Here is a 22,273-nt window from a genome sequence, read left to right as displayed (position 1 = left end):
AGATGGATACTTTGAAAAAAGTGCCGTCTAGCGGGTTTTTGTGTTTGAATCATCGTAAACGAGAAATGAGTACTGAACAAGAGATACACACATGTTGGTGAAAAATCCAAACGTCTCTATACTGAATCAAAGGAGAACTTTCATGATTCTGAAAAAAAGACTAATAGGAATTCTGGGCATAGTATTACTTTTTTCAGGAGTAGTTGTTCCATTGGGCATTGCTCCAAAAGAAGCGTGGTACTATACAACTCTACCAGGTTTAATTCTGTTGTTGGTGTCTAGCTTCATCAAAAAGTAGTACCCATTTATAAAGTGCTTAATCAATGCGTAGGGTGTGAACTGTGACCCGTAGTCTCTTTCCTGTCTGCCTTATTTTGACCCTACGAAAAAATGGTCAGCAACTTCTGGCGATGGCTGCATAACATGTAAAGTGGAAAACCTACATAGGGAGGGAAAGCAGTGTATCTCGGCGTGTTCGATTTGAATCAGCGTTTGGAGCAAACCCGCAAAATTCTGCGGGAAAAGCAACACCTGAAAAAACTAATTGAAGAAGACATCCATGATTTGGAGAAAGACGTCAAAGAATTAGAAGCGATGACGTCCAACAAAGAAAAGTACGCGACCAGCGCCCAGCGCTAAAACAGCTGCATAAGCGACAGAAGGAGGAAGTGGCAACTGCCGACAAAAGGCAGGGAGCCACTTTTTTAATTTTGAATGGCTTGGTCCAAAATCTTTTCCACGATGACAGGAACCATGCGGATCGCTGCACTATCTGTGCCGTACGTCTGGCTATCCGCATAAGTGCCTTCCATCAACAAGATAAGCGTATAGGCCAGCTCGCATGGATTCGCAGCACCAAGGGCAGTTGTGCGCTCTAAAAATGCGTCCCGGATTCGTTTCTGATGGGAGCAAACCAACTCGCGAACCGGATGAACCGGATCAGGAAACTCCGCAGCCACATTGATGAAACAACAGCCGCGGAATTGCTCGCTGGACGCCCTGGCAGCCAGATCAGCAAAAAACTGAATGATTTGTTCTCGTGGCTGATCAGGGTGTTTGGAGATACTCTCCTCCCACTCTTTCCAATAAACGTCTTGCTTTCTGGTCATGTAGGCGAGAATCAGGTCCGTTTTCGAAGAGAACTGGCGGTAGACACTCATTTTATTCATTCCGGCACGCTCGACAATGGCGTCTACACTGACAGCATGGATACCTTCTTGATAAAACAATTCCTCGGCAGCGTTCAAAATGATCTCTTGTGCTTTTTCACGAGGCACCCGAGGCCGTTTCGTTTCTGTCATAAATAATCCTCCAGTTAGGACTTCCAGACGTCTTTGACGATTTCAAAGGAACGTATACGATCTGCATGATGATACATTTGTGTCGTAATCATGAGCTCATCTGCTCCTGTAGCATCCAGTAGCTCTTGAAGCTTGCTTTTCACCGTGGCAGGACTACCGATAATAGAAGAGCGCAGCTGTGCTTGAACAGACAGCTTTTCGAATTCACTCCATAGCCCATCCATATTGTCCACAGGTGGCTGAATTGGCTTAAGATCGCCGCGGACGAGATTTAAGAACGCCTGATAGTGGGAGGTGGCCAGGCGATTCGCGAGTTCATCTGTGTCTGCGGCCATTACGTTGACGCCAACCATGGCATATGGCTGATCCAGCACTTCAGATGGACGGAAGCAATGGCGATACGTTTGCAGTGCAGGCAAGGTAAAGTTAGGTGAAAAATGTCCAGCAAAGGCAAACGGCAATCCAAGCATACCCGCCAGTCGTGCTGAAAAATCGCTGGAACCGAGCAGCCAGATCGGGATATTCAGACCTTCGCCTGGGATAGCGCGAATAGCTGATGCCGACTCGTTTGTTCGTGGACGAAGATATTCACGTAGCTCCTCCAATAGCTCCGGGAAATCTTCTCCGCCAATCCGCAAGTCCCGGCGTAGTGCACGTGCTGTACGTTGGTCAGCTCCTGGTGCGCGCCCGAGCCCCAAGTCGATCCGTCCGGGATAGAGAGACTCCAGAGTCCCGAATTGCTCGGCAATGACAAGCGGAGCATGGTTGGGCAGCATAATGCCTCCCGAGCCTACACGGATTTTGCTGGTGCCACCGGCGATGTAACCGATAAGGACGGAGGTGGCAGAGCTGGCTACACTGGGCATGGCGTGATGTTCGGCTAGCCAGTAACGCGTAAAGCCCCAATTTTCAACTTTTTGCGCGAGATCGAGGCTATTTTTGTACGACTCAGCAGCGTTGCTGCCTTCCGTAATCGGTGCTAAATCCAGGACGGACAGAGGTATCTCTCTTAATAGCATGGGGAATGAACCCTCCTTATAAATGAGCAGTTGCGCCAACGATATACAATCAATATTAGTTTGTTACTCATTAGTAACAAACGTACTTGCATCATAAGGACTTGAAGAATCAATGTCAACGTTTGGATGGGCTGCTGAAGCACATTGGTTAAAAAGAAAAAGCCCTCGCAAGGGCTTTTCAGGCTGTCGAGAAAGTCTCGGCAGCTATTTTTACAGCAGTGCATCATACTCAATCTAGCTGGATTCGATACACGCATACGTATTGGAAAAAATCCGTTTTTCAAGATCCTTTTTGCTGATGTAAAACTGAAGATAACCAACATCCCACCAACACATACGCGCCTTATCCAACGAGGAAAGCTTGAACAGCTGGTGCCAATTCTGTTCTTGCATCTTCTGTGCTTCTTCTCTGATCTGTTCCTCTGTTCTGTAGTACTGGTATATAAGCCTTTGTAACCCATTTCGACAAAAGTAGGCATCCATACTATGATCGTGGGTGAATGCTTCATCCTGTCCCCATATAGTGTCATGATGGCGGTAAAGCTTATCGTACAGCTCTTCGTCGTGCTCATACAAATAATTTCCCAATTCACTATCGAATTTCACCGTTACACCAGGCTCGAAGGATATTTTTACACCGGTAAAATTACGATCATCACTTGTGATTTCTTCCTTATCCGCTGGCGGAAGTGTCTTTTTTAGAAGGCTCATCTCTCCATCGTAATAGAAGATCCGATGATCGACGTCAGAGGCAGGCTCATCCAAACCAAGGAAGAAATAGAGCATGCCGTGCTTAGGGAAGAAATCGAGTGTACCTGCGGGAAGTTCGCTCATATTGAATTGGGCAATAAATGTGTAGTAATGGTCATCATCAACACAGGGCCAAACGAGCCCGGGAGGCAAATCTGGGTATCCTGCGATCCGGCTGTTGCCGATCGTCTCGTAATTCTCTTCCTCCTCGACGACGATATTTACGAAAGGCTCAGCATGCTCGAGAATGAAATTTCGGTATTCTTTCAAAAAGGTTGAATAATTTAGATAACAAAATAAAAATGGCTGTCGATTTTCTCGACAGCCATAATATCTCTCACAAGGGTTTTTCGTTCATTCTTATTGTTTAGTCAAGATAACAGGACCATTCGCAGTAATAGCAAGGGTGTGCTCGTATTGAGCCGACAGCTTGCCGTCACGCGTACGTGCAGTCCAGCCATCTTCATCGACTTTCGCATGGTACGTACCGATATTCAGCATGGGCTCGATGGTAATGACCATGCCCTCTTTGAGGCGTTGTCCTCTTCCTGGAGGGCCAAAGTGAGGAACGAATGGCTCCTCATGCATTTCCTGACCAATGCCATGTCCGGTGAAATCGCGTACGACGGAGTATCCCTGATCTTGCGCGTAGGTTTGGATCGCGTGCGAAATGTCACCGATCCGGTTGCCTACGACTGCTTGCTCAATACCGAGGTACAGCGATTTTTCTGTCACTTCCAAGAGTCTTTTCGCTTCCGGGGAAACCGTTCCCACTTCATAAGACCAAGCGGAGTCAGCCAGCCAACCGTTTTTGCGAACAACCATGTCGATCGTTACGATATCGCCATCACGCAGAGGCTCTTTTTTCGGGAAGCCATGGCAGATGACATCATTAACTGAACCGCAAGTGGCATATGGATATCCGTGAAACCCTTTTTGTTCAGGGGTCGCGCCGTTTTTGGCCAGGAATTCTTCTACAAATTGATCAATTTCCCAGGTAGAAATACCAGGGCGAATCAACTTGGCAATCTCACGGTGACAAGCAGCCAAAATCTTGCCTGCTGCATGCATGAGTTCAATTTCTTCGGGTGTTTTGAGGATAATCATCGACTCTCTCCTTCTCCTCGTTAGTTCAGATATCTCTATAGTATATAGTGTAGTCCCGTTCTGCGCCAATTGCCACACTGAAAACCGCATGGTAGGATGAGGAAGAGATAATCAACCTTGGGGGTAGGTAGCGTGGACAAGTTTCAAGAACATCTGGCGAACTACCAGATTCATGTAAAAGAAGATGTGGAAAAACGTATTGCATTTATTCGTGAGCAAATTGACGGAAATGGTCTCGGTGGTGCAGTCGTTGGTATTTCAGGTGGGATTGACAGTGCTGTAACAGCAGCGCTATGTGTACGTGCACTAGGTTCCGAACGCGTCATTGGCGTATGGCTGCCTGCTTACTCGCAAACGGTTCATGAAGAAGATTCGAAAAGACTGGCTGAAGCGATCGGGTTGAATTTGCACACGGTTGATGTAGGACCTGCCTATGACGCTCTCGTTCCTGCTATCGAAGGTGTACTGGCGCTTGACGACAAGACGAAGGGGAATACAAAGGCTCGTTTGCGTATGACCGTACTCTATGCAATTGCGAACCAAAAAGGATACTTGGTAGCAGATACGTGCAACCGAAGTGAAATTCATGTTGGCTATATGACAAAGGGCGGAGACGGTCTCGCTGACTTTAATCCGGTAGCGAGCCTGACGAAGCATGAAATGCGTATTCTCGCTGCTGAGCTTGGAGTGCCGGGAGCGATCATTACCAAGCCGCCTTCTGCCGATTTGTGGGAAGGGCAAACCGATGAGCAGGAAATGGGCTTCACTTACGAAGACCTGGATCGATTGCTGATTACAGGTGAGACTCGCCCAGAGGCCAAAGAACGTATTGATTACTTGCATCGAATCTCTGAGCACAAGCGCAACATCATGCCGGGTATATAGACATGGCACAATCCTACAAGCTGTTCACCAGTTGTCTGTGGCAAACGACCAGCGCAGTAGTATCGACCGAGCAAAGACTTTACTTGTTTGATCCAGCTTATTTTCCTCACGAGATTGAGGCGATTTCGGATTATGTACAAAGGGAGAGAAATGGGAGAGAGCTCATTCTCGTCCTGACTCACGGAGATTGGGATCACGTTGTCGGTGTCGGCAAATTTACGGATGCCAAGATCATTGCGCAGAAAGAAATCCTCCATGCTGGACGAATCGAAAAGAAGCTGAACAAGGCAAAACGATTTGATGTGTCATACTATGTGGTCAGAACTTATGAAGTAGGAATGCCAGCATTCACGAAGCTTGTAGATGAAGCACAAGAATGGCAGGACGTATTTTTCTTGCCTGTACCAGGTCATACAGCAGATCAAATGGCGACCCTTTTCCGTGATCAGAAGCTGCTTGTTGTCGGTGACATGCTTTCCAATCTGGAGTTTCCGTTTATCGAGGATAGCAGCGCCTATCTGGAGAGCCTGGAAAAAATCGAACAGCTGGTCGTTTCCGGAGAGGTGGAAGAAGTCATTCCGGGACACGGTATACCCGCAAAAGGGCAAAAGGAAATTTTGCATAGAATTGAACGGGATCGACAGTACTTGCTAGATGCACGTGCAATTATTTTCGAGGGTATAGCCAATAATGTTGAAGAAAATGTACTCGCAGAGCGATTTTCTCAAATGACGTATGACGGTTTACCTATCAATGAGTACCTTCGTTCTGCCCATGACCAAAACCGGGATCAACTATACAAGGAAGCTATTTCGCAGAAAGGTTGATTATTCCACGGTTTTATAAGATAATAGGGGTTACGCAAATCTTTCTAGGAAAGAGGTGGAACAGATGTCGACGACTGAATTGATGCTAAGAACAAGTCTGGAAGGACGAGTGAAGCGTACGTTGCAAACGTACTTCCGTCGCCCTAACTACGTGTTGATCAAGGAAAGCCTGGGTGCGAACGGCCTGTCCCCAGAGCAAGTAGAAGTGACCTTGGAGCTCTTGAAAGAAGACAGTACTGTTGCCGAAATCATGGAGCATCTGCGCGATAAAGGCTACTTTGCATAACATTGCGAGCCAAAAAGACCGGACTGACAACTAATTGTCGGACCGGTCTTTTTTTACGTTCGATACACATGTTGAGTTAAGGTGTAGGACTGCCCTCGGGCAACGAGCGGCGGATTTTCCTGCGGCGATACAATTGAAGGGCAGATAAGATGAGAAAATAGCTCGCAAACGCGACCAAAAGACCCATGACTGCACTCCCTGTAAAATAGGCAAGTCCTTTTTCTTTCACCCAGACAAGCCATTGCATCCAAGGCTCCATATTGTGGCTTGTATGCCCTTGTAACGGTTTGCCGATCAACACGTATCCAATATTGTAATTGAAAATCACGAAGATCGGTAAGATGAGCTTTCCAATGACAAATGCAACCAAGCCAGCGGGAAGACTGGCGCGAAAGAACTTGCACAGTGGGAAAAGCAACAGAAAAGCGAGGCCAAAAGTAGGCAGGGTAATGAACTCAATGAACATTCCTAACGAAAATCCGCGGGCGACAAAAGCTGGAGCCCCTTTCATTCGCATCACTTTGTAGTACTCGATTTTTAGCTTGCGATATCCTTTTTTCCACATCCGTGTTATCCCTCGTTTGTCCCAAGTCATTTGTCTGTAGAATCCCCTAAGGGTTCATACGAATGGCGAAGCTGGATTTGTTTATTGCTTGATGCTGTAGAGTATTTCCAAGTTGGCAAAAATTAATAGTTGCCTATAAAGCTCTGATTTGTGAATGCGCCTTTCTTTTGGCATAATGGAAGAGGGCAGCATGCTAGAAAAGTGGTGACAATTGTGGAAGATGTAATGGGAACCTTTGGTGACTATATTTCGCAATATGGATATGGCGCCTTGTTTGGATTGTTTTTTCTAGGGATTTTGGGGATGCCCTTGCCTGAAGAAACGCTGCTCGTTTTTTCTGGATTTCTTGTTTCAACAGGAAAATTGTCATTTTGGCCAACCTTTTTTGTCTGCTTTCTCGGTTCCGTTACTGCGATGACGGTGGCATATTGGATCGGCAGAACATTAGGCTACCCTTTTCTCGAAAAGTATGGGAAACGACTGGGAATGGGCTATACGGTTTACAAAAAAACGGAAGAGTGGTTTAATCGTGTCGGTAAATGGGCGCTGCCATTAGGTTATTTCATACCAGGTGTTCGTCAGTTTACTGCCTACTTTGCAGGGATAACACGGCTGCCATTTCCGACCTTCCTGCTTTTTACCTATACGGGAGGGCTGTTTTGGAGCTTGCTATTCGTGACGCTTGGATGGCAATTAGGAGAGCGCTGGGATGAGTTATTTAACTTGATTGCTCGTAACCTAGCTATTTTCTTTATCGCTTTGCTCGCGTTGATTGCAGCCTTTTCTTATTTCAGACATAAGGCAAGAGCAAAAAAGCAATTACGGAGGGATCAGAATGAGTGAAGATAACCACAACCAAAATGTGCCTGTGGTTCATAAACCAACGGAGCTGGTTCCTGTAGTATTACCGGAAAAACATCAGAGATTTTATGATAAATTACGAGCCAAAATTGAAACGTTCATTACAGATAAGGGCGTCAATGAGTCTGTGGCCAATTTTATTTTGCTTGCGCCAGACTTGTTTGTTCTTTTGGCCCGATTGATGCTGGACAAGCGCGTAGGTGTTCAATCCAAAGCCGTAGCAGGCGTGGCCGTTGCGTATTTTATCACGCCGGTTGATTTCATTCCCGAGGTATTAATCGGTGGCTTTGGGCTTGTGGACGATGTCATTTTGGCTGTGTACGCCCTGCGCAAGATTTTAGTCGATATCGATGAAGCAATCGTACGTGAGCATTGGAATGGGGAGGAAGATCTGTTAGCCGTGATTACGAAGGTGATCAAGTCAGCGGATGATCTGGTAGGCAAGAAAATGGTGAGGAAGCTGGAAGAAACCCTGTTCCGAAAAAAATAGGCTAGGATGGGACAAATAGATGAAATTTTTAATGGATTATCAAGAGGGAGAACGAGTTGTCGCTTTTTGTTTGATCAAAAACAAAGAGGCTGGCGTAGCTAGTAACCAGAGCGAATACTTGAATCTGGAGTTAGGGGATCGCTCCGGTACAATCATGGCAAAGCTGTGGGATGTCAGTGCTGAAATGAAGGAATGGATCAACGTGAAGACGGTGGTGAAGATCGATGCTGCCGTCCAAATGTATCGCGGGAAAAAGCAGCTGGTCATTCAACGAATCAGACCGGCGTCCGCATCAGACGAAGTGCAGATGGAGTCGCTCATCCCGATTTCTCCTGTGCCGGTAGATGAATTATGGACAAAGCTTACCCAAACGGTTGACAGCCTGCAAAGTGCCACGCTTAAGGCGATTATTCAAGATGCTTTATCGACAGAAGAGGTTCGTGATCGCCTTCGTCATTATCCGGCTGGCGTTCGCATGCATCACAACTATTACCATGGCTTGCTGGAGCATATCGTTTCCCTTTTGACTGCGGCACAGAGTCTCTTGCCTCTGTATCCACAAGTGGACAGAGATGTCCTGTATGCTACTTGTATTCTGCATGATATCGGTAAACTGTATGAGCTATCCGATCCAATCGCTCCGGATTACACTACGCCGGGTCAGTTAATTGGTCATCTGGTCATGGGAGTCGAGATGGTGAGCGGCATTTGTCGCAAGCTGGATATTCCTCTTGGAGACGCTGAGGTTCTGCACTTGAAGCATTGCATTTTGAGTCACCATGGAGAAGTAGAAAACGGCTGGGGTAGCGCTGTGTCTGGAAAGACTCCGACGGCTGTCATGTTCCACTACCTTGACCAAATCGACAGCAAAATGAATGCATTGGGCCAAACGCTAGCGGATATGACGGAAGAAGAGGAATGGGCGTATGCTGGTGTGCTAAGACGGAAAGTCTGGCGTGGGTATTAGAAATGGAAACGAGAAAGCCAACTGCTCAGTAAAGGCAGTTGGCTTTTTTTAGATTAATCAGAAACGTTTGTGATAACAAACCCGTATTACTTATAACTGATTTTCTGGGGGGATTTGTATGAAAATGCGAAACAAGGCTGCGATGCTCGTCCTCGCTGTTGGCATGCTCACGGTACCGCTGACCGCAGTACATCCATATTCCGTCTATGCGTACGATGGTAAATCAAAGCTGGAACCAATCGAGTTACCTGCGGACATCGTTCACCTGCTGAAAGAATTGAAGGAGGACTATGTGCCACTTTTGGAGAGCCTTCATGTTGATTACTTCGGCGGGACAAGCAACTCGGGTTATGCCATCAACCTCTCTGATCGAAAGAGTGTCATTACAACGAATACGACGCTGAGACTATCAACGAACGCAGATGGAGATCTGACCCAACTGGTATTGCATGATGTAAACCGGGACAAAACAACCAAACTCAATCAAAAAGAAGCTTATCAAAAGGCTGTCGATTTTATTCGCAATTACATCGCAGTTGACCATGTGATATCCCCGCAAGCGAAGATCTCGGTAGACCGTGCTTCTGAACTGGACAATTTGGCAGTAGTCAGTGTGTATCCACAGCTGAACAATACGTGGGTCGATAAAGAGACAGCACGTGTGATGGTTGATGCAAATGGGCAGGTCGTCCGCTTTCAGCAAGAAAAGGTGAAGCTCCCGACGCCAGCAGAGGTAGCAGACCCTGCCAAAGCAATCCCGCTGGAAAAGGTGAGGGAGGAGTGGCGTGACAAAGTTTCCTTGGAGCTGGCATACGATGAGAGGGCAGGGAAGCTCGTCTACGTGCCTGACCAATTGCCGATTATGGACGCATTGACTGGAGAAGATATCTCTGACGTCTTTAAAACTGATAGGGAAAGAATGAACATCAAAGGAACAGCTGACCTCTCTGTATGGCTCGACACGAAAAAGATGGAGCAGATGCTGGAGAAGGATTTTGCGCTGAATCTGAAAGAACGCACATACAACAATGTAACAGAAGACAAAAAGTATAAAAACAGTGACATCGATCGCCATGAATGGAGGGCGAGATCCTATCAAAGTGCGGCGATCACTCTCGACCGCAAAACAAAAGCACCAATCGAAATCAAGCTGGACGGCTCCGTCGAAAAGGAACTTGAAAAACCATTGTCAGATGACGAGGCAAAAGAAGTGGCCGTTCAGTTTGTCACCAAATACTTGCTCTCCAAAGAACAGGCTTTCTCGGTGAAAGAAACCCATCTAGTGAAAAGCTTGCCGGGCTGGGCTGATCAAAACCTCGTGCGACCTGTCAGCAGCTTTGCCTTTTATCCAGAGAGCAACGGCATCCCTACAAAGAAGCCGTTGTTCTACATCGAAGTGGATGCGAAGAAGGGTCTTATCGTATTGGCAAAAGTAAACGATTTGCCGTCGGTCCCTGCCTCGTTAAGCAAAGAGGGACTCGTTTCAGTCGACAAGGCTACAGAGGCATATGGCAAACAAGCGGAGTTGCGACTGGCGTATTGGTATCCGAGAATTGGCAAACATTCAGCAAAGCTGCCGCAATTGGCTTATCTGCCTACTTTGAATGCCAAGGCGCTGCAGGTTGATGCAGCTACAGGCAAAGTCGAGGAGAGCTGGCTCGAATGGACAGCTGCTGATTAAGTGTTGAGTGTGGCGGCCAAATGAAGAGAGGCCCCCTATGGTTGAGAAATAAACATGGGGGGCCTTTCAGAGCGTATGACGACGAGCGTTACTCTTTTAGCGGAAGCGCGACTTCCCAATCAACATCGTTTTTTACTTTTACTTGCGACTTGTACGAGATGGTGAGTTCTTTTGGTGGTGCCTCGAGCCCATAATCGAGAAGCAATTGTCCGCTCATTTTGATATTTCCATTCATGTCTGGCGTTCTGTTTCCTGTGAAGTAGAAAAGACTATAATCTTTTCCATTCTCGTCTTTCACTGACCACCTATTAATATCCATCACACCCGGGGCGAGAGTGGCGTTTACATCCATCTGTGGATACCATTCTTTTTTGCCAGCATCATTGGTGAGCTCCTGCACGGAATAGTTTGAAAAGGTAAGGGTATGCCCATTGCTTGCAGCCGTTATTTTTTTGCTCGTTAACTCTTCTGTGTTCAGCTTCATTTCTACTGCCTTCACCGGTTCGTCATGGTACGTTTTGCTAAGCCTGAAGATGAGGCTTTGATCGGTCGGCAAATTATTGAGCGTGATGAAATAGTTTCGTTTTTGATCAGCCGTTTTCAAGAGCTTTTCATAAATAATGTTCTGTTTGACAGGATGGGGAATATCATCGTCTGACTGATAGAGGTCTAACTCGGTCCAGGCAGCGAGTACGGTTCCTTTATCATCCACGATTTCAAAGGCCAAGTTCTTGTCTTCCCCGTCGTGACCCGCAATTCCCAGCAAGATTTCCGTCTGGCCCGGGGTCAGCTTGACTTGCTTCAAATCATACCCCACGCCGTCTGGTGACTGGTATGTCTGGTTGATCGGAATGATCGTCGTGTCTTTTTGGGCTTTGGAAATGTCGACAGGGATAGTCACTGCCCATTTTCCTTTTTCCTTGCCAATCTGATGGAAGGAAACATCGACATTGAGTTTTGCAGGGATTTCGATCTTGGTCGTAAAATAGGGCGACAGTGGTTGAGTGAGCATCATTAAGCTGTTGTTTTCCCCTAGTACGGACATGCGAGGGGGCAGGTCATTTGAGTGATAGAGCTTACCCTCCTGATCGGTAATTTTGATATCATACACGGCATCTCTCTCATCCCTGTCGTTGGGAAACAGATTGAACAACGATTCTATCGGGCGTCCATTAGCGTCAGTGATTCCGAGAATGATGCGGACGTCTTTGGTATCTGCCATAATCTCTTTTATATCCACTGTGAATCCTTTGTCTGTGGCCTGCATATTGACTTTTTTGGTATAGCCCTGTTGAACACCTCGGGAGATGAATGGATCGTCTGGATATTTCTCAAACAGGCTATCTGTTCGCTGCTGTTGTTCCAACTTGGGGCTAACCAAGCTGTTGACATACGTAGCAAAAGTAGGCGAGGTAAGTGTGCCAAAATAAATAACGGCGGCAAATCCTGCTACCGCAATAGTCGCTTTTTTCATGATATCGATGCTCCTTGCTACCCATCTGTTTGGCTTCTGATGGCTGATGGTTTTCTGGCGTTTTATGACATGCAATGGGTAGGGAGGAATGTTGTTAATGACTTGCTGCACGATTGTTTGGGTATACTCTGCTACGCTGTCCCAGTCGTCTGGATTATCGATTTCCCCCAAATAAAGCTGGAGCTGTAGCTGGCAGTGGCTGCATTGTTCAAGATGTTCGGCCATCCATGCAGATGCGTCTCCTCCAAGCTGGCCCTGAAGATACAAAGAGAGCTGACTTTTGTATGAGCAATTCATTTCCCCCAATCCCTCCTAAGCCCGGCTTTACTAATTACTGCTCTGAGCTTGTCTTTTCCCCGAGATAGGCGCGTCCGCACGGTACTCGATGGAATGTCCAGCTTTTCCCCGATCTCCTCACAACTCAATGCTTCGAGATAGCGCATCTCGAGGACGACCCGATACTTTTCTTCTACTTCCATCATTTGCTGCCTGAGCAATTGCTGCTCTTCTTTTTCCAATAAGGCACTCTCCGGTGTATCATGATCTGCGGGTTCGATGTGTGCATGGGTAAACGCTGGTGCTCTCATGTGCTTCCGTAGCTCGTCCACACAGTAATTAGCCGCGATCCGGTACAACCATGACGAGAAAGCATGCGAAGGTTTGTATTCGGGTAGTAAATAATAGGTTTTGATGAATATTTCCTGTACGGTATCCTGCTCGTTTGGCGTATGACCCAGCATCTTGCGAAGAACGGAAATGACTTTTCCGTGGTATCTTGTAATGATCTTCGCGTAGGCTTCCTTGTCGCCCTGCAAGACTTGCGCGATGATCGATTGATCTTCCTCCATCTGGTCTCCTCCTATGTATAAAAAAAGCTTGATGCGCGCAACCATGATCGTTTGTTACTTTTGACACTACTAATACGAAAAGTAAGATAAAAACGTCCCACCTTCATAAAGGAATGAAAAATCAAAATATTTGGAGTGTGAAATGAAAAGCCCGTCTCGACGCTATTAGTCGGAATTCATAAACACTTCATGGCAAGTAGGATTTTTTTTCTTTTTGTAGAATATCTACTTGATTCCCATTTGATTTGGCAATCAATGCCGATCACGAGAAGGAGAAAGTGCAATGAAACGGCCAACTTATACCCTACCAAGTATTGTAAAGAAGGTATTCCGGCCCGGTGAGCGCTCCCTTCCACGTACGGAGATCTGCTCCCGGATGGAAGCGAATGAGCTGAATGCTTTTTTGGATCTGGACAGCACGACACTACTGGATAAAGTGTTGAACATGGAGCAGTCTCCTGTGCGGGTTGGGAGCTCAGAGGCGATCGTAGAGATCACCCACCAGCCGCATCAGGTGTACGACCTGGCATATCGCTATTTGCGCGAAAGCCAAACCCCAAAAAAGCTGGAGCAAATTGTCGCAGAGCTGCGTCGTCAAACGCAGTTTGGCTGGAACCAGATTCTTCGTATGCTGCAATTGGAACGCGACCCTCGCTTTGTGCAATATCAAGGCGATAGCAGATGGTTTTTGGCAGAGTGGACATTGGGCAATGATCAAGTGTATGCGTTTTGCCGTGATAATGGCATTACACAAGTAGCTGCTCGTACACTAGTCCATTTTCTGGAGCAGGAAGTAGGAATTGCTGTAGATGCCGCCTTTCTCCCTGCGCAAGATGACCGCTTCCGCATTGACGGTGATACCATGTACATCATTGCTCGTAGCGAAGATTCCAACGAAGAGCTGGCGGACCAAGAGGTTGCTGTCGCCGCCCCTTCTGTATCAATAGGAAACAGCGAGTCCGTCTCAGAAGAAATTGCATTGGAAGAACCAGCCAATCCCTTACACCAGGTGGAAGAACAACAAGAACTACTATTTACCAAGGAGGAAGCTACTATGTCTACTGTTACCAACCAGCAAGTTCTCGAGGAAGTACAAAAACTGATGCAAGAAGCCATCAACCGTTTGGAGACAAGAAACCACGAAATGTCCCAAGAGGTTGTCGCACATTTTCAACAAAGCAATATGCAAGCTATAGAAGTGCTGATGAAAGAGAAACATAAGCATGAGCAGATCGTACTTGGCATTCAACAGGTTCTGGCGACCAGTGAACAACAATGAGTAAACTTGAGGCTACGATCCGGTTAGAGCAGAGATTTGCCATCCTGCGCGAGGTTATCGCGGGCTATCGGATTCGCCTTCAAGAAATGGAGCAGGAAGTGGTGGAGCTATTTGCCGCCAACCAGCTCTCTGCTATTTCAGCATGCATGGGCGAGAAGCAGCGCATCGTCAGGTTGATGAATCGACTGGAACAATTTATTGTTCAATGGGAAAGAAACAACACGGATGTGGGTATCGCACATGAACCAAAGCGAGAACACTTGAACACATGACGAATAATGCGGTAAAATAGGGGGATTGTGCATGATTCCCCGCGCATGCCGCGTGGGATGGAAAGGAGATCCAAACCCTCTATGTCGGTAGGAAGAAACGAACTGTGCCCTTGCGGGAGCGGAAAAAAATACAAAAAATGCTGTGGGGTTGTCACTCCGATTACGGAGCTGCGTAGCCGCCACGAGCAAAAGCTGCAAAAAGAATACGCTGGCTGGGTAGAAAGACTGAACCATTTTGTCGGCGCAAATGTAACCAGTGAGACGGTTCAAGAAGCGCGAAATCGTTTTGCCGAAGAGGTTGGCTTGACCCAAGAGAGTGTTGCAAAAGCTGAATGGGCAGCCCATTTTTTCAACTGGTGTGTACTGGATATCAAAACAGGTGGAAGCACACTCCTTGAGAGTTATATCAAGCAGCATGGTCGTCGGATGGAGCCTGATCTTCGCCGTGCGTTTGCTGGATTGCACCTGAATGTTTACGAGATCATGGAAGTTGATCGTGATGTCATCACAGTTCAACAACCAATTACGGAAGAAAAACACTATCTGCTTCGTGCCAACACGCTGAATGTTGTACCTGGACAAATGATCGTGGGGCGCCTGCTAAATCTGGGTCTGCGCGATATGCTATTCGCTGGCAGCATCATTTTGCAGCCACATGTCAAGGAAAGCCTGCTCGAATGGTTGCATCAGCATCCAGAAGTAGAAGCTGCGAAGACAGATACGAGCAAAAGAAGCTATACAACAGAGCTGTATCACTTTATCGTTCAATTTGGTGAAGCGGCAAGTGAGTCAGAAGCACCTAAGCAAGATGCGCTTCTACGCCGCACCTATGCCATGCCAGAACGTAAACAACTGTTAAAAGTAATCGAGTCGAACCCCGTATTCGAACTGAAAAAACGGGATGGAGCTCGGGAGACATGGGTTTATGCGTCCCGCAAAGAAGAGCATTTGTTCCCGAATTTAAAGGATGCTCTGCTGGAGCTATACGAAGTACAGGCAGAAGTGATTTTGCAGGATGACAGTCTGATCCTGGAAGGCTACGCGGCGCAGTTGGACGAAGTGGCAGAGATTTTGCTGCTGCTTGCGTTTGAGAACGAAGAGGAGATTCGCGTTCTTACCTCAACGGGCTCACGTCTGTCCAAAGGCACCCTGTTTATCACGAGTCAGCCGACTTTGCCCCCAAAAGTTTTGCAGTGGGCAGTCCAAACGTATTTTGCAGAAAAATGGTTGGTCACCTCGCATGAGCAGCTCGATGATTTGGCTCCGCTCTTGGTTGCAGCTACAGACAACGAGGCTCTGCATGAAAAGCTCCACCAGCTGATGGAGCAGATGGAACAGGATCATAAAGTCGGACAAGGCTTGGCTCGTTTCATCCGGATGGACATGCTTCGACCGCGCCTCTCATTGGCAAATGACAGCCTGCATGTGAACAACCTGCTGCGCCGTCCACTGATCGAGGGCTTGCCGGAGAGTGTGTATACGGTACATCCTGACAGACTCGCAGACATCAATCGCTTTGTGCAGGAGATGACAGAAGGCAAGTCAGAAGCAACCGTCAAAAAGTACGATGAGGTTATGAACAACTTCCGCTCATTCGTTAGAGGGGCATTTGGTCCATCTTTCACATGGGAGCAGCTGCGCAGAGAGGACCTGGTATACTTCCTCGTTCACGACGTTTTCACGCGCACGGATGCAACGACAAAGACATTGGCAACGAATCTGTTGTCTGTGTTGACGGCCTTTTTCAAGTGGCTGGATAAGCAAGGGCCATACACGCTGTATCCTGTCATGCAGCCGCTGTTCGTGGAGTTGAAGGAAGCGTTGCCAGAAACCTATCGCCTGCGTGGTGTGCTGGAGAAAGAAGCGACGCAGAATCTTTACAGCAACCCGATGGGGATCAAAGATATGACAGAAGAAGCACTGCTCGTAGAAGAGATTACTTCTTTTGGATGTACGGCTAAACGCCCGAACGGGGAGACAATCAAGCTGTCAATTGGCGCAGAGTTGGGGTCAATGCTGACAGGAGATTGGTTGATTCATGGCTTGTTCGGTCAAGGTGAGGATGGTAATTGGAGACTGTACAGTACGCCTGAGGTGTATTCGCCAGTCATTGCCCAATTGCTTGGTGCACCAACAAGTGTATTGGTGTAAATCACCTAATCGCAATGAAAACCCGAGGATTTGTGTCCTCGGGTTTTTTGTCATGTCTTTATAAAATTTAGTGAACCCATTCACGGAGAGTCTTGTCTTTCGGCAGCAAGAAGCCCATAAAGCCAATCAATGGAAGGAATGAGCATAAAATAATGACAAAGCTAAGGCTGAAGATATCTGCCAGGTAACCGAATACGAGGGCTCCCATTCCACCCATCCCAAAGGCAAGCCCGATAATCAGACCCGATACGGTCCCGATTTTGCCAGGCAATAGCTCTTGAGCATATACCACTGTGACAGAGAAACTGGAGAGCATGATGAACCCGCTGATCACTAGTAAAGGAAAAGTCCAAAAGCCAGAGACGTATGGTGTTAGGAGCGTCAACGGAAGGGAACCGAGTGTGGATATAATGAGCAGGTTCCTTTTTCCGAATCGATCTGACAACGGCCCACCAAAAAATGTCCCAACGGCACCTGCGAAAAGAAATCCAAAAATGACAAGCTGTGCACTAGCGTATTCCATATGCTTGTCATACATCAAATAAAACTGATAAAAGCTTTGGTAGCCAGCGTTCATCCAGGACCGCACACTGACGATCAGAACCAGTAAACCGAGTGCGATCAGGCGCTTATTCCGATTCGTATATGTAACAGTTGCAGCCGCAGCTTTTTTCAAACGCTGTTGTCCACGGTACCATAGCGCGACATAGAGCAAGATTCCGCTGGCGAGTATAGCGGGCAGTAGAAACCAGGCGGCACCAGTCTGACCCAGGTTGGCAAAGACCAGAATCGTCATCAGGGGAGCGAGTGCTTGCCCAGCATTGCCCCCGACCTGAAAAATGGACTGTCCGAGCCCTCTGCGAGGACCAGATGCTAAGTGGGCGAAGCGTGAGGCTTCGGGGTGGAAGATCGCTGAGCCGATTCCGACACAGGCGACAGCTACAAGAACCAAATAGTAATTGCCGGAGAAAGCAAGGAGAAGCATTCCCAATCCAGATACAATCAAAGCCAGTGGAGGCAATAAAGGTATCGATTTGCGATCAGAAAAGTAACCGACAATTGGTTGCAAGACAGAGGCGGTAAGATTCATGACGAGTAAAATCATTCCGACTTGTGTAAACGATAATGCTAGGTTTTTCTCTACGATGGGAAGCAATGCAGGGATGACCGCTTGCAAGCTATCGTTTAATAAATGAACGATGCTGATTGCAAATAGCATGCGGTAGACCGTCGGTGCCGCAGTTCCTGCAGATGTTGAGTGAATGGGTGTTGATGAGGCACTCATGTCAGTTCATCCCCAACCTTTCTTAAGTAACGAATTTTTCAATTTTTTACACTGTAGCATGGATTCTACTGAGCGTCATTACTGTATGACAGTAATATGGTGATTGGAAATACGTAATCTGTCCAATCAAGAAGTTTTTAACGAGGTAGGTAAATCGGAAGACACTGTCGAAAAAAGAGAGGAGCACAATGGACTAGACCATGAGCAGAAGGCTAGGGGGAATGCTGTAATGCTGGAAGGTATAACAGAATACTGGCTATGCGTGGGAGGAGCCAATGTAGACGTGCAGGGTGTCACTGCTGCCAGATTGCTGCCTGGAACAAGTAATCCGGGTGAAGTCCATCAAGCAGCAGGCGGTGTTGCTCGAAACGTGGCGGAAAATCTGGGGTGGCTAGGGGTAGAAGTGCAGCTATTCGCTTTGGTTGGAGAGGATTCAGACGGTGAGTGGCTAAGACAGGTCACGGCAAATAGTGGAGTGGCTACTCATGGCATGCTGCGAATTGCAGGGAAATCGACAGGACGTTATTTGGCCATTCGTGATCTGGACGGTGAATTGTACACGGCTGTTGCCGATATGGAAGTCAATGAAGAATGGCCTGCTGAGATTGTACAGCAAGGTCTCAAGCGTTTGTCTCAGGCCGCAGGTTTGTTCCTGGATGCCAATCTTCCAGTCGAGGTCATGCGGGCATTTTTGGCTGAAGCGAGACGACTGGACAAAAAGATCATCGTAGACCCAGTCTCCGTGAAAAAAGCGGAAAAATGGAGAGGGTTGCTTGAAGGCGTTCATATACTAGTCGCGAGTATTGATGAAATCGAAGTGTTAGGCGGTCAATCGCTCCATTCATATAATGATGTGGAAGCGAGCGCAAAAAAATTGGTGGCAGAAGGTATTCATCAGGTCATGGTTATTTGTGGTGAAGCAGGGCTGTGGTTGTGCTCTCGGCATGAAGAAAAATGGCTGGCGGCACCACCTATGCCTATTCGAGAGGCAGCAGGAGATGCGTTTGCTGCGGGTATCATTTACGCCCAAAACAAAGCTTTCTCCCTGACCGAACAAGCAGCATTCGGAGTCGCTCTCGCCGAAATGAGTACCAAAGAAAAAGGCCGCTATGACATCGAATCGCTCCTGGCACGAAAAGATTATTATGCGGCAAAAGAGAGACAGATCATCGACAGAGAATGAAAATACATAGCATGGCGTACACTACCCGTTAGTTCGACAACAGAGGAGGAGTGTACTACATGGAAAAGAAATCGAATGATGTAAACGGAAAACAAGAAAGCCATGTTCGCCAGGGCGGAGATTCTCACCGCTCCAAAAACAAGCGTCCTGACGGTCCTGTACAAGGTTTTAGTCAGGCGCCACGCGGCTTACAATAATACGAGCATTTCATCTGCTACTAAAGTCCCCTTATCGACAAAAAGATGGGGGACTTTTCGTTTTGAGGAACATTTTTCTACAAATGCAGACAACGATATGATACAATACCTGAATCAGAGTATTGCCAACTGAAGAAAAAAGTGGTGCATATTGTCGAGTGGCACAATTCAAAATCGTGCCTCCCTTTACTTTGTCAAAAAGCGTGCGCGAACAAGGAGACTGATTCATATGCCAGATACTGTTGTGAAAACACGCGCTTCTGCTTCTCGAAAGAAACAGCCGAGCCGTAATCGCAAAATACGTAAAATACTGGTGTCTTTCACATTGATCACCTTGCTGCTGGTTGGCGGTGTGGCTGGAGCAATTTATTGGAAAATTGAAGACACTCTGACGGAAGTAACGAGCCCTGCGAACAGCGGATTTACTTCGCCAGTATCCCAAAACATCGATCCTGCATACCATTCCGATAAGCCGATGTCTTTCGTTTTGCTTGGATCGGATACACGTCCTGAGACTGGCTCTATGAACACAGACGTCATGATCGTCGCAGTTGCCAATCCGAAGACCAAGAAAGTTACCATGGTATCGATTCCGCGGGACACGCGCGTCAAGATTCCAGGCTATCGCGACTATCACAAGATCAACTCTGTCTACGCAAATGGTGAAGCAGAGCGCAGGCAAGCAGAGCGCAATAACAAGACGGTAACAGAAGATGGAATTTCGTTAACCAAGAAAACACTCAATGAAATATTAGGTATTCCGATTGAGCATTTTGTTGCTGTTGATTTCGATGGCTTCAAGGCGGTCATCGACGAATTGGGCGGCGTGGAAGTTAATGTGGATCGCAGGCTGGTATACGATGATCCGACTGACGATACACATATCAATCTCCAGCCAGGACTCCAAACATTGAATGGCGAACAAGCACTCGGTTATGTGCGACATCGCCACGACAATCGTGGAACGAAGTACTACTCCAGTGACTTCGACCGAAATCGACGTCAACAAGAAGTCATCAAGGCTGTTGTTGACAAAGCGGCTTCTCTTGAAGGTTTGACCAAGATTTTCAACGTTATGGACGTAGGGGCTAAGAATATACATACTGACCTTTCCAAGGATCAAATCAAAGGCTTGGCCTACGACTTCAAAGGCTTCAATGCTTCTACAGTCACCGCGCTTGATAACGGTGCCTATTGGCAGGGCGGCTACACCTATCTCGAAAAAGAAAAGCTGGAAGCCGTTCGCGATTCCTTGCAATCGGAAATGGGCTTGTCTGATAGTGTTGTAGCGAAGTTGAACAATTCGCCGGTGCTCGGGACTGGTGAAGCGGTTGCTACCAGTAACAAGAAGACCGTAAAGAAGAAACCGACAGAGTCAGCAGCATCTACGCCAGCTAAACCAAAAACAGAGGCGCCAAAAGAACCCGAACAAACAGAGGGTCAAGATGGTACGACGAATGAAGGAGCCATTCCGCCACCTGATGTCGTGGCCCCAGAAGGAGATGGCCAGTCGACAGAGCAAGGTCAAGACACACAAACGCCTGCGACTGATTCAACACAACCTCCTGTAAATGTACCGACAGGAAATAACGGCAGTACATCTACGCCGCCGCCAGATATCCTTCAACCATCCGGTGAGGATGCAGGTCCTGCAACTTCAGATGGCTCAAATTCGAATTCATAAAGATGACGAATGACACCCGTTCATGACGAGCGGGTGTTTTTTTGTGTCGTTTCTTAAGAAATTTTTAAAAATCGTTTATGGAAAAGGTTTAGAAAACACCAAATTCGTGGTACAATAATAATATGCTGATAAGACAGATTAATCAGATAATTATTACTGACTGGAGGGATTTCTATGACGATTTTCTTGGTGAACCTGTTCCTGGTGATTGCTTTTGTGTACCTGATCAGCCGCCAACAAAACGAAGAGTTTGTGTATGATGAAGATTTTTTCCTCCAGAACCCTTCAGCTTTGGAAGAATATCAGCAGATGCCGATTGATTTCCAGCATGCCTTTTTCCGCAAGCATAAAGAGTGGATCAAGGAAAAATATATGCGCGGAGAAAGCTACATTTTAGGTTACTGTCCTAACAAAGAAGTACGTCGCGCTTGGTTGTCAGAATTCATGAATCAAAAAAATATCAACAACACACCGACCCCTTCTTCGTGAAGGGGTTTTTCGCATCTATAGTACTCGTGTTATACTGCTACGAGTAGGATATTGTAAAACAGGAGGAAAGAAGTACGTGCTGCAATTCATGGTAGAAAAACTAAATCAGCAATTAAATGCGCATGGAATGATTTCGGATATCGTACTGCGCTCCGATCACTCTTTATTGGAGGAGGCGGAAGGGCAAGAGGTCATTCTCACGTTTTCCGAAGCAGAGGATGAGAAACGACCGAAGGCTTCCATCCATTTGTTTTTGCTGGAGGAAGAGGAAAGCTGCGAGGTTGAGGTAGAGATCGACTATCCGTACAGCTTGCACGACGAGGAGATTCAACAATTATGGGCACAAGCGAAAGGCCTGGTAGCAGAGTGCTCATTGACGAAAAAGCGCCGCTTTGTAGAGCCTGGCAAGCAGGCGGAAACGAATGTACTGCTCGATTATCACTTTGTCGTGCAAATGCCGCACACAGAGGCTGAGGAAGAGGCATTTGTGGAGACCATTGAGAGGTTTTCCGCAGATTTGGGTGCACTCGTCAAGCTAGGCTAATGAAAATAGTTGCGTAGAATTGAAGCTCAGGAGCCATATTCCTGAGTTTTTTTTCATGTGCGCCCAGCATGGGCGTTATCTCTAGGGTTAAAGTCCCGAATGGTGAAGGCAGTAGTAGCCATTAGCTT

The 22,273-nt window shown here is 47.1% G+C and carries 25 protein-coding genes; 17 read left to right on the top strand and 8 right to left on the bottom strand.

Annotated features, from left to right (window positions below):
• Nucleotides 1–142 precede the first annotated feature (142 nt).
• Together AB1L17_RS28255 and AB1L17_RS28250 are read left to right on the top strand one after the other, a co-directional pair.
• The gene (locus AB1L17_RS28255) at nt 143–298 is read left to right on the top strand and encodes a hypothetical protein (protein ID WP_412848243.1); all 156 of its coding nucleotides are present in this window, start codon (nt 143–145) and stop codon (nt 296–298) included.
• 161 nt (nt 299–459) lie between these two features.
• Nucleotides 460–639, top strand: coding sequence for a hypothetical protein (locus tag AB1L17_RS28250; RefSeq protein WP_412848242.1), 180 nt, complete (start codon nt 460–462; stop codon nt 637–639).
• Nucleotides 640–704: 65 nt separating this feature from the next.
• Here the strand turns inward: AB1L17_RS28250 and AB1L17_RS28245 are convergent, their stop codons facing one another.
• The 4 genes from AB1L17_RS28245 to map all read right to left on the bottom strand — a co-directional run bounded on the left by AB1L17_RS28245 (nt 705) and on the right by map (nt 4,177).
• Nucleotides 705–1,301, bottom strand: coding sequence for a TetR/AcrR family transcriptional regulator (locus AB1L17_RS28245; RefSeq protein WP_412848241.1), 597 nt, complete (start codon nt 1,299–1,301; stop codon nt 705–707).
• Between the two features lie 14 nt (nt 1,302–1,315).
• Nucleotides 1,316–2,320: an LLM class flavin-dependent oxidoreductase gene (locus tag AB1L17_RS28240; protein WP_412848240.1), complete on the bottom strand. Its 1,005-nt coding sequence runs from the start codon at nt 2,318–2,320 to the stop codon at nt 1,316–1,318.
• Nucleotides 2,321–2,554: 234 nt separating this feature from the next.
• Complete coding sequence (locus AB1L17_RS28235) at nt 2,555–3,340, bottom strand: DUF1963 domain-containing protein (protein WP_412848239.1); 786 nt, start codon at nt 3,338–3,340, stop codon at nt 2,555–2,557.
• A 90-nt stretch (nt 3,341–3,430) separates the two neighbouring features.
• A complete protein-coding gene (map, locus tag AB1L17_RS28230) occupies nt 3,431–4,177 on the bottom strand; it encodes a type I methionyl aminopeptidase (protein WP_412848238.1) in 747 nt (248 codons plus the stop codon).
• A 132-nt stretch (nt 4,178–4,309) separates the two neighbouring features.
• Here map and nadE point away from each other — a divergent pair, with 132 nt between their 5' ends.
• The 3 genes from nadE to AB1L17_RS28215 all read left to right on the top strand — a co-directional run bounded on the left by nadE (nt 4,310) and on the right by AB1L17_RS28215 (nt 6,175).
• On the top strand, nt 4,310–5,062 hold the full coding sequence (gene nadE / locus AB1L17_RS28225) for an NAD(+) synthase (RefSeq protein ID WP_412848237.1): 753 nt from the start codon (nt 4,310–4,312) through the stop codon (nt 5,060–5,062).
• A gap of 2 nt (nt 5,063–5,064) precedes the next feature.
• Nucleotides 5,065–5,889 carry an MBL fold metallo-hydrolase gene (locus AB1L17_RS28220; protein ID WP_412848236.1) on the top strand — a complete coding sequence of 275 codons (825 nt, stop codon included), beginning with the start codon at nt 5,065–5,067 and terminating at the stop codon, nt 5,887–5,889.
• A 64-nt stretch (nt 5,890–5,953) separates the two neighbouring features.
• Entirely contained in the window at nt 5,954–6,175 is a 222-nt protein-coding gene (locus AB1L17_RS28215) for a hypothetical protein (protein ID WP_412848235.1), read from the top strand.
• Nucleotides 6,176–6,251: 76 nt separating this feature from the next.
• Here the strand turns inward: AB1L17_RS28215 and AB1L17_RS28210 are convergent, their stop codons facing one another.
• Nucleotides 6,252–6,740: a DUF2062 domain-containing protein gene (locus AB1L17_RS28210; RefSeq protein WP_412848234.1), complete on the bottom strand. Its 489-nt coding sequence runs from the start codon at nt 6,738–6,740 to the stop codon at nt 6,252–6,254.
• A gap of 213 nt (nt 6,741–6,953) precedes the next feature.
• On the opposite strand from AB1L17_RS28210, the gene AB1L17_RS28205 reads away from it, so the two are divergent.
• From AB1L17_RS28205 to AB1L17_RS28190, 4 genes are all read left to right on the top strand, one after another.
• Nucleotides 6,954–7,583, top strand: coding sequence for a DedA family protein (locus tag AB1L17_RS28205; protein WP_412848233.1), 630 nt, complete (start codon nt 6,954–6,956; stop codon nt 7,581–7,583).
• The gene (locus tag AB1L17_RS28200) at nt 7,576–8,091 is read left to right on the top strand and encodes a YkvA family protein (RefSeq protein ID WP_412848232.1); all 516 of its coding nucleotides are present in this window, start codon (nt 7,576–7,578) and stop codon (nt 8,089–8,091) included. Before AB1L17_RS28205 ends, AB1L17_RS28200 begins: the two co-directional genes overlap by 8 nt.
• A gap of 19 nt (nt 8,092–8,110) precedes the next feature.
• A complete protein-coding gene (locus AB1L17_RS28195) occupies nt 8,111–9,058 on the top strand; it encodes a 3'-5' exoribonuclease YhaM family protein (protein WP_412848231.1) in 948 nt (315 codons plus the stop codon).
• A gap of 118 nt (nt 9,059–9,176) precedes the next feature.
• Nucleotides 9,177–10,739, top strand: coding sequence for a YcdB/YcdC domain-containing protein (locus AB1L17_RS28190; RefSeq protein ID WP_412848230.1), 1,563 nt, complete (start codon nt 9,177–9,179; stop codon nt 10,737–10,739).
• 88 nt (nt 10,740–10,827) lie between these two features.
• Here the strand turns inward: AB1L17_RS28190 and AB1L17_RS28185 are convergent, their stop codons facing one another.
• Nucleotides 10,828–12,510 carry a DUF4179 domain-containing protein gene (locus tag AB1L17_RS28185; protein WP_412848229.1) on the bottom strand — a complete coding sequence of 561 codons (1,683 nt, stop codon included), beginning with the start codon at nt 12,508–12,510 and terminating at the stop codon, nt 10,828–10,830.
• Nucleotides 12,507–13,061 (bottom strand): RNA polymerase sigma factor, encoded by a 555-nt coding sequence (locus AB1L17_RS28180; protein WP_412848228.1) that lies wholly within the window; start codon nt 13,059–13,061, stop codon nt 12,507–12,509. The genes AB1L17_RS28185 and AB1L17_RS28180 overlap by 4 nt, the downstream gene beginning before the upstream one ends.
• A gap of 283 nt (nt 13,062–13,344) precedes the next feature.
• On the opposite strand from AB1L17_RS28180, the gene AB1L17_RS28175 reads away from it, so the two are divergent.
• The 3 genes from AB1L17_RS28175 (at nt 13,345) to AB1L17_RS28165 (ending at nt 16,763) form a co-directional block, all read left to right on the top strand.
• Entirely contained in the window at nt 13,345–14,340 is a 996-nt protein-coding gene (locus tag AB1L17_RS28175; RefSeq protein WP_412848227.1) for a hypothetical protein, read from the top strand.
• Nucleotides 14,337–14,612 (top strand): hypothetical protein, encoded by a 276-nt coding sequence (locus AB1L17_RS28170; RefSeq protein ID WP_412848226.1) that lies wholly within the window; start codon nt 14,337–14,339, stop codon nt 14,610–14,612. Before AB1L17_RS28175 ends, AB1L17_RS28170 begins: the two co-directional genes overlap by 4 nt.
• 81 nt (nt 14,613–14,693) lie before the next feature.
• The gene (locus AB1L17_RS28165; protein ID WP_412848225.1) at nt 14,694–16,763 is read left to right on the top strand and encodes a YecA family protein; all 2,070 of its coding nucleotides are present in this window, start codon (nt 14,694–14,696) and stop codon (nt 16,761–16,763) included.
• Between the two features lie 67 nt (nt 16,764–16,830).
• On the opposite strand, the gene AB1L17_RS28160 is transcribed toward AB1L17_RS28165, so the two are convergent.
• Nucleotides 16,831–18,048, bottom strand: coding sequence for an MFS transporter (locus tag AB1L17_RS28160; protein ID WP_412848224.1), 1,218 nt, complete (start codon nt 18,046–18,048; stop codon nt 16,831–16,833).
• A gap of 229 nt (nt 18,049–18,277) precedes the next feature.
• Here AB1L17_RS28160 and AB1L17_RS28155 point away from each other — a divergent pair, with 229 nt between their 5' ends.
• The 5 genes from AB1L17_RS28155 to AB1L17_RS28135 all read left to right on the top strand — a co-directional run bounded on the left by AB1L17_RS28155 (nt 18,278) and on the right by AB1L17_RS28135 (nt 22,145).
• Complete coding sequence (locus AB1L17_RS28155) at nt 18,278–19,231, top strand: carbohydrate kinase family protein (protein WP_412848223.1); 954 nt, start codon at nt 18,278–18,280, stop codon at nt 19,229–19,231.
• 59 nt (nt 19,232–19,290) lie between these two features.
• Nucleotides 19,291–19,428: a hypothetical protein gene (locus tag AB1L17_RS28150; RefSeq protein ID WP_167402436.1), complete on the top strand. Its 138-nt coding sequence runs from the start codon at nt 19,291–19,293 to the stop codon at nt 19,426–19,428.
• Between the two features lie 229 nt (nt 19,429–19,657).
• On the top strand, nt 19,658–21,112 hold the full coding sequence (locus AB1L17_RS28145) for an LCP family glycopolymer transferase (protein ID WP_412848222.1): 1,455 nt from the start codon (nt 19,658–19,660) through the stop codon (nt 21,110–21,112).
• 174 nt (nt 21,113–21,286) lie between these two features.
• Entirely contained in the window at nt 21,287–21,601 is a 315-nt protein-coding gene (locus tag AB1L17_RS28140; protein ID WP_015892313.1) for a hypothetical protein, read from the top strand.
• 76 nt (nt 21,602–21,677) lie between these two features.
• The gene (locus AB1L17_RS28135; RefSeq protein WP_412848221.1) at nt 21,678–22,145 is read left to right on the top strand and encodes a hypothetical protein; all 468 of its coding nucleotides are present in this window, start codon (nt 21,678–21,680) and stop codon (nt 22,143–22,145) included.
• Nucleotides 22,146–22,273 lie beyond the last annotated feature (128 nt).

Source organism: Brevibacillus jepli, from assembly GCF_047229145.1.
Lineage (GTDB): Bacteria > Bacillota > Bacilli > Brevibacillales > Brevibacillaceae > Brevibacillus.
This window is presented reverse-complemented; position numbering and strand designations above follow the sequence as displayed.

What these genes read in the sequence shown, in the direction of transcription:
- AB1L17_RS28255 (WP_412848243.1), top strand. Translation starts at nt 143, where the DNA reads ATGATTCTGAAAAAAAGACTAATAGGAATTCTGGGCATAGTATTACTT.
- AB1L17_RS28245 (WP_412848241.1), bottom strand. Translation starts at nt 1,301, where the DNA reads ATGACAGAAACGAAACGGCCTCGGGTGCCTCGTGAAAAAGCACAAGAG.
- AB1L17_RS28240 (WP_412848240.1), bottom strand. Translation starts at nt 2,320, where the DNA reads ATGCTATTAAGAGAGATACCTCTGTCCGTCCTGGATTTAGCACCGATT.
- map (WP_412848238.1), bottom strand. Translation starts at nt 4,177, where the DNA reads ATGATTATCCTCAAAACACCCGAAGAAATTGAACTCATGCATGCAGCA.
- AB1L17_RS28220 (WP_412848236.1), top strand. Translation starts at nt 5,065, where the DNA reads ATGGCACAATCCTACAAGCTGTTCACCAGTTGTCTGTGGCAAACGACC.
- AB1L17_RS28215 (WP_412848235.1), top strand. Translation starts at nt 5,954, where the DNA reads ATGTCGACGACTGAATTGATGCTAAGAACAAGTCTGGAAGGACGAGTG.
- AB1L17_RS28210 (WP_412848234.1), bottom strand. Translation starts at nt 6,740, where the DNA reads ATGTGGAAAAAAGGATATCGCAAGCTAAAAATCGAGTACTACAAAGTG.
- AB1L17_RS28200 (WP_412848232.1), top strand. Translation starts at nt 7,576, where the DNA reads ATGAGTGAAGATAACCACAACCAAAATGTGCCTGTGGTTCATAAACCA.
- AB1L17_RS28195 (WP_412848231.1), top strand. Translation starts at nt 8,111, where the DNA reads ATGAAATTTTTAATGGATTATCAAGAGGGAGAACGAGTTGTCGCTTTT.
- AB1L17_RS28190 (WP_412848230.1), top strand. Translation starts at nt 9,177, where the DNA reads ATGAAAATGCGAAACAAGGCTGCGATGCTCGTCCTCGCTGTTGGCATG.
- AB1L17_RS28185 (WP_412848229.1), bottom strand. Translation starts at nt 12,510, where the DNA reads ATGAATTGCTCATACAAAAGTCAGCTCTCTTTGTATCTTCAGGGCCAG.
- AB1L17_RS28180 (WP_412848228.1), bottom strand. Translation starts at nt 13,061, where the DNA reads ATGGAGGAAGATCAATCGATCATCGCGCAAGTCTTGCAGGGCGACAAG.
- AB1L17_RS28175 (WP_412848227.1), top strand. Translation starts at nt 13,345, where the DNA reads ATGAAACGGCCAACTTATACCCTACCAAGTATTGTAAAGAAGGTATTC.
- AB1L17_RS28170 (WP_412848226.1), top strand. Translation starts at nt 14,337, where the DNA reads ATGAGTAAACTTGAGGCTACGATCCGGTTAGAGCAGAGATTTGCCATC.
- AB1L17_RS28165 (WP_412848225.1), top strand. Translation starts at nt 14,694, where the DNA reads ATGTCGGTAGGAAGAAACGAACTGTGCCCTTGCGGGAGCGGAAAAAAA.
- AB1L17_RS28160 (WP_412848224.1), bottom strand. Translation starts at nt 18,048, where the DNA reads ATGAGTGCCTCATCAACACCCATTCACTCAACATCTGCAGGAACTGCG.
- AB1L17_RS28155 (WP_412848223.1), top strand. Translation starts at nt 18,278, where the DNA reads ATGCTGGAAGGTATAACAGAATACTGGCTATGCGTGGGAGGAGCCAAT.
- AB1L17_RS28150 (WP_167402436.1), top strand. Translation starts at nt 19,291, where the DNA reads ATGGAAAAGAAATCGAATGATGTAAACGGAAAACAAGAAAGCCATGTT.
- AB1L17_RS28145 (WP_412848222.1), top strand. Translation starts at nt 19,658, where the DNA reads ATGCCAGATACTGTTGTGAAAACACGCGCTTCTGCTTCTCGAAAGAAA.
- AB1L17_RS28140 (WP_015892313.1), top strand. Translation starts at nt 21,287, where the DNA reads ATGACGATTTTCTTGGTGAACCTGTTCCTGGTGATTGCTTTTGTGTAC.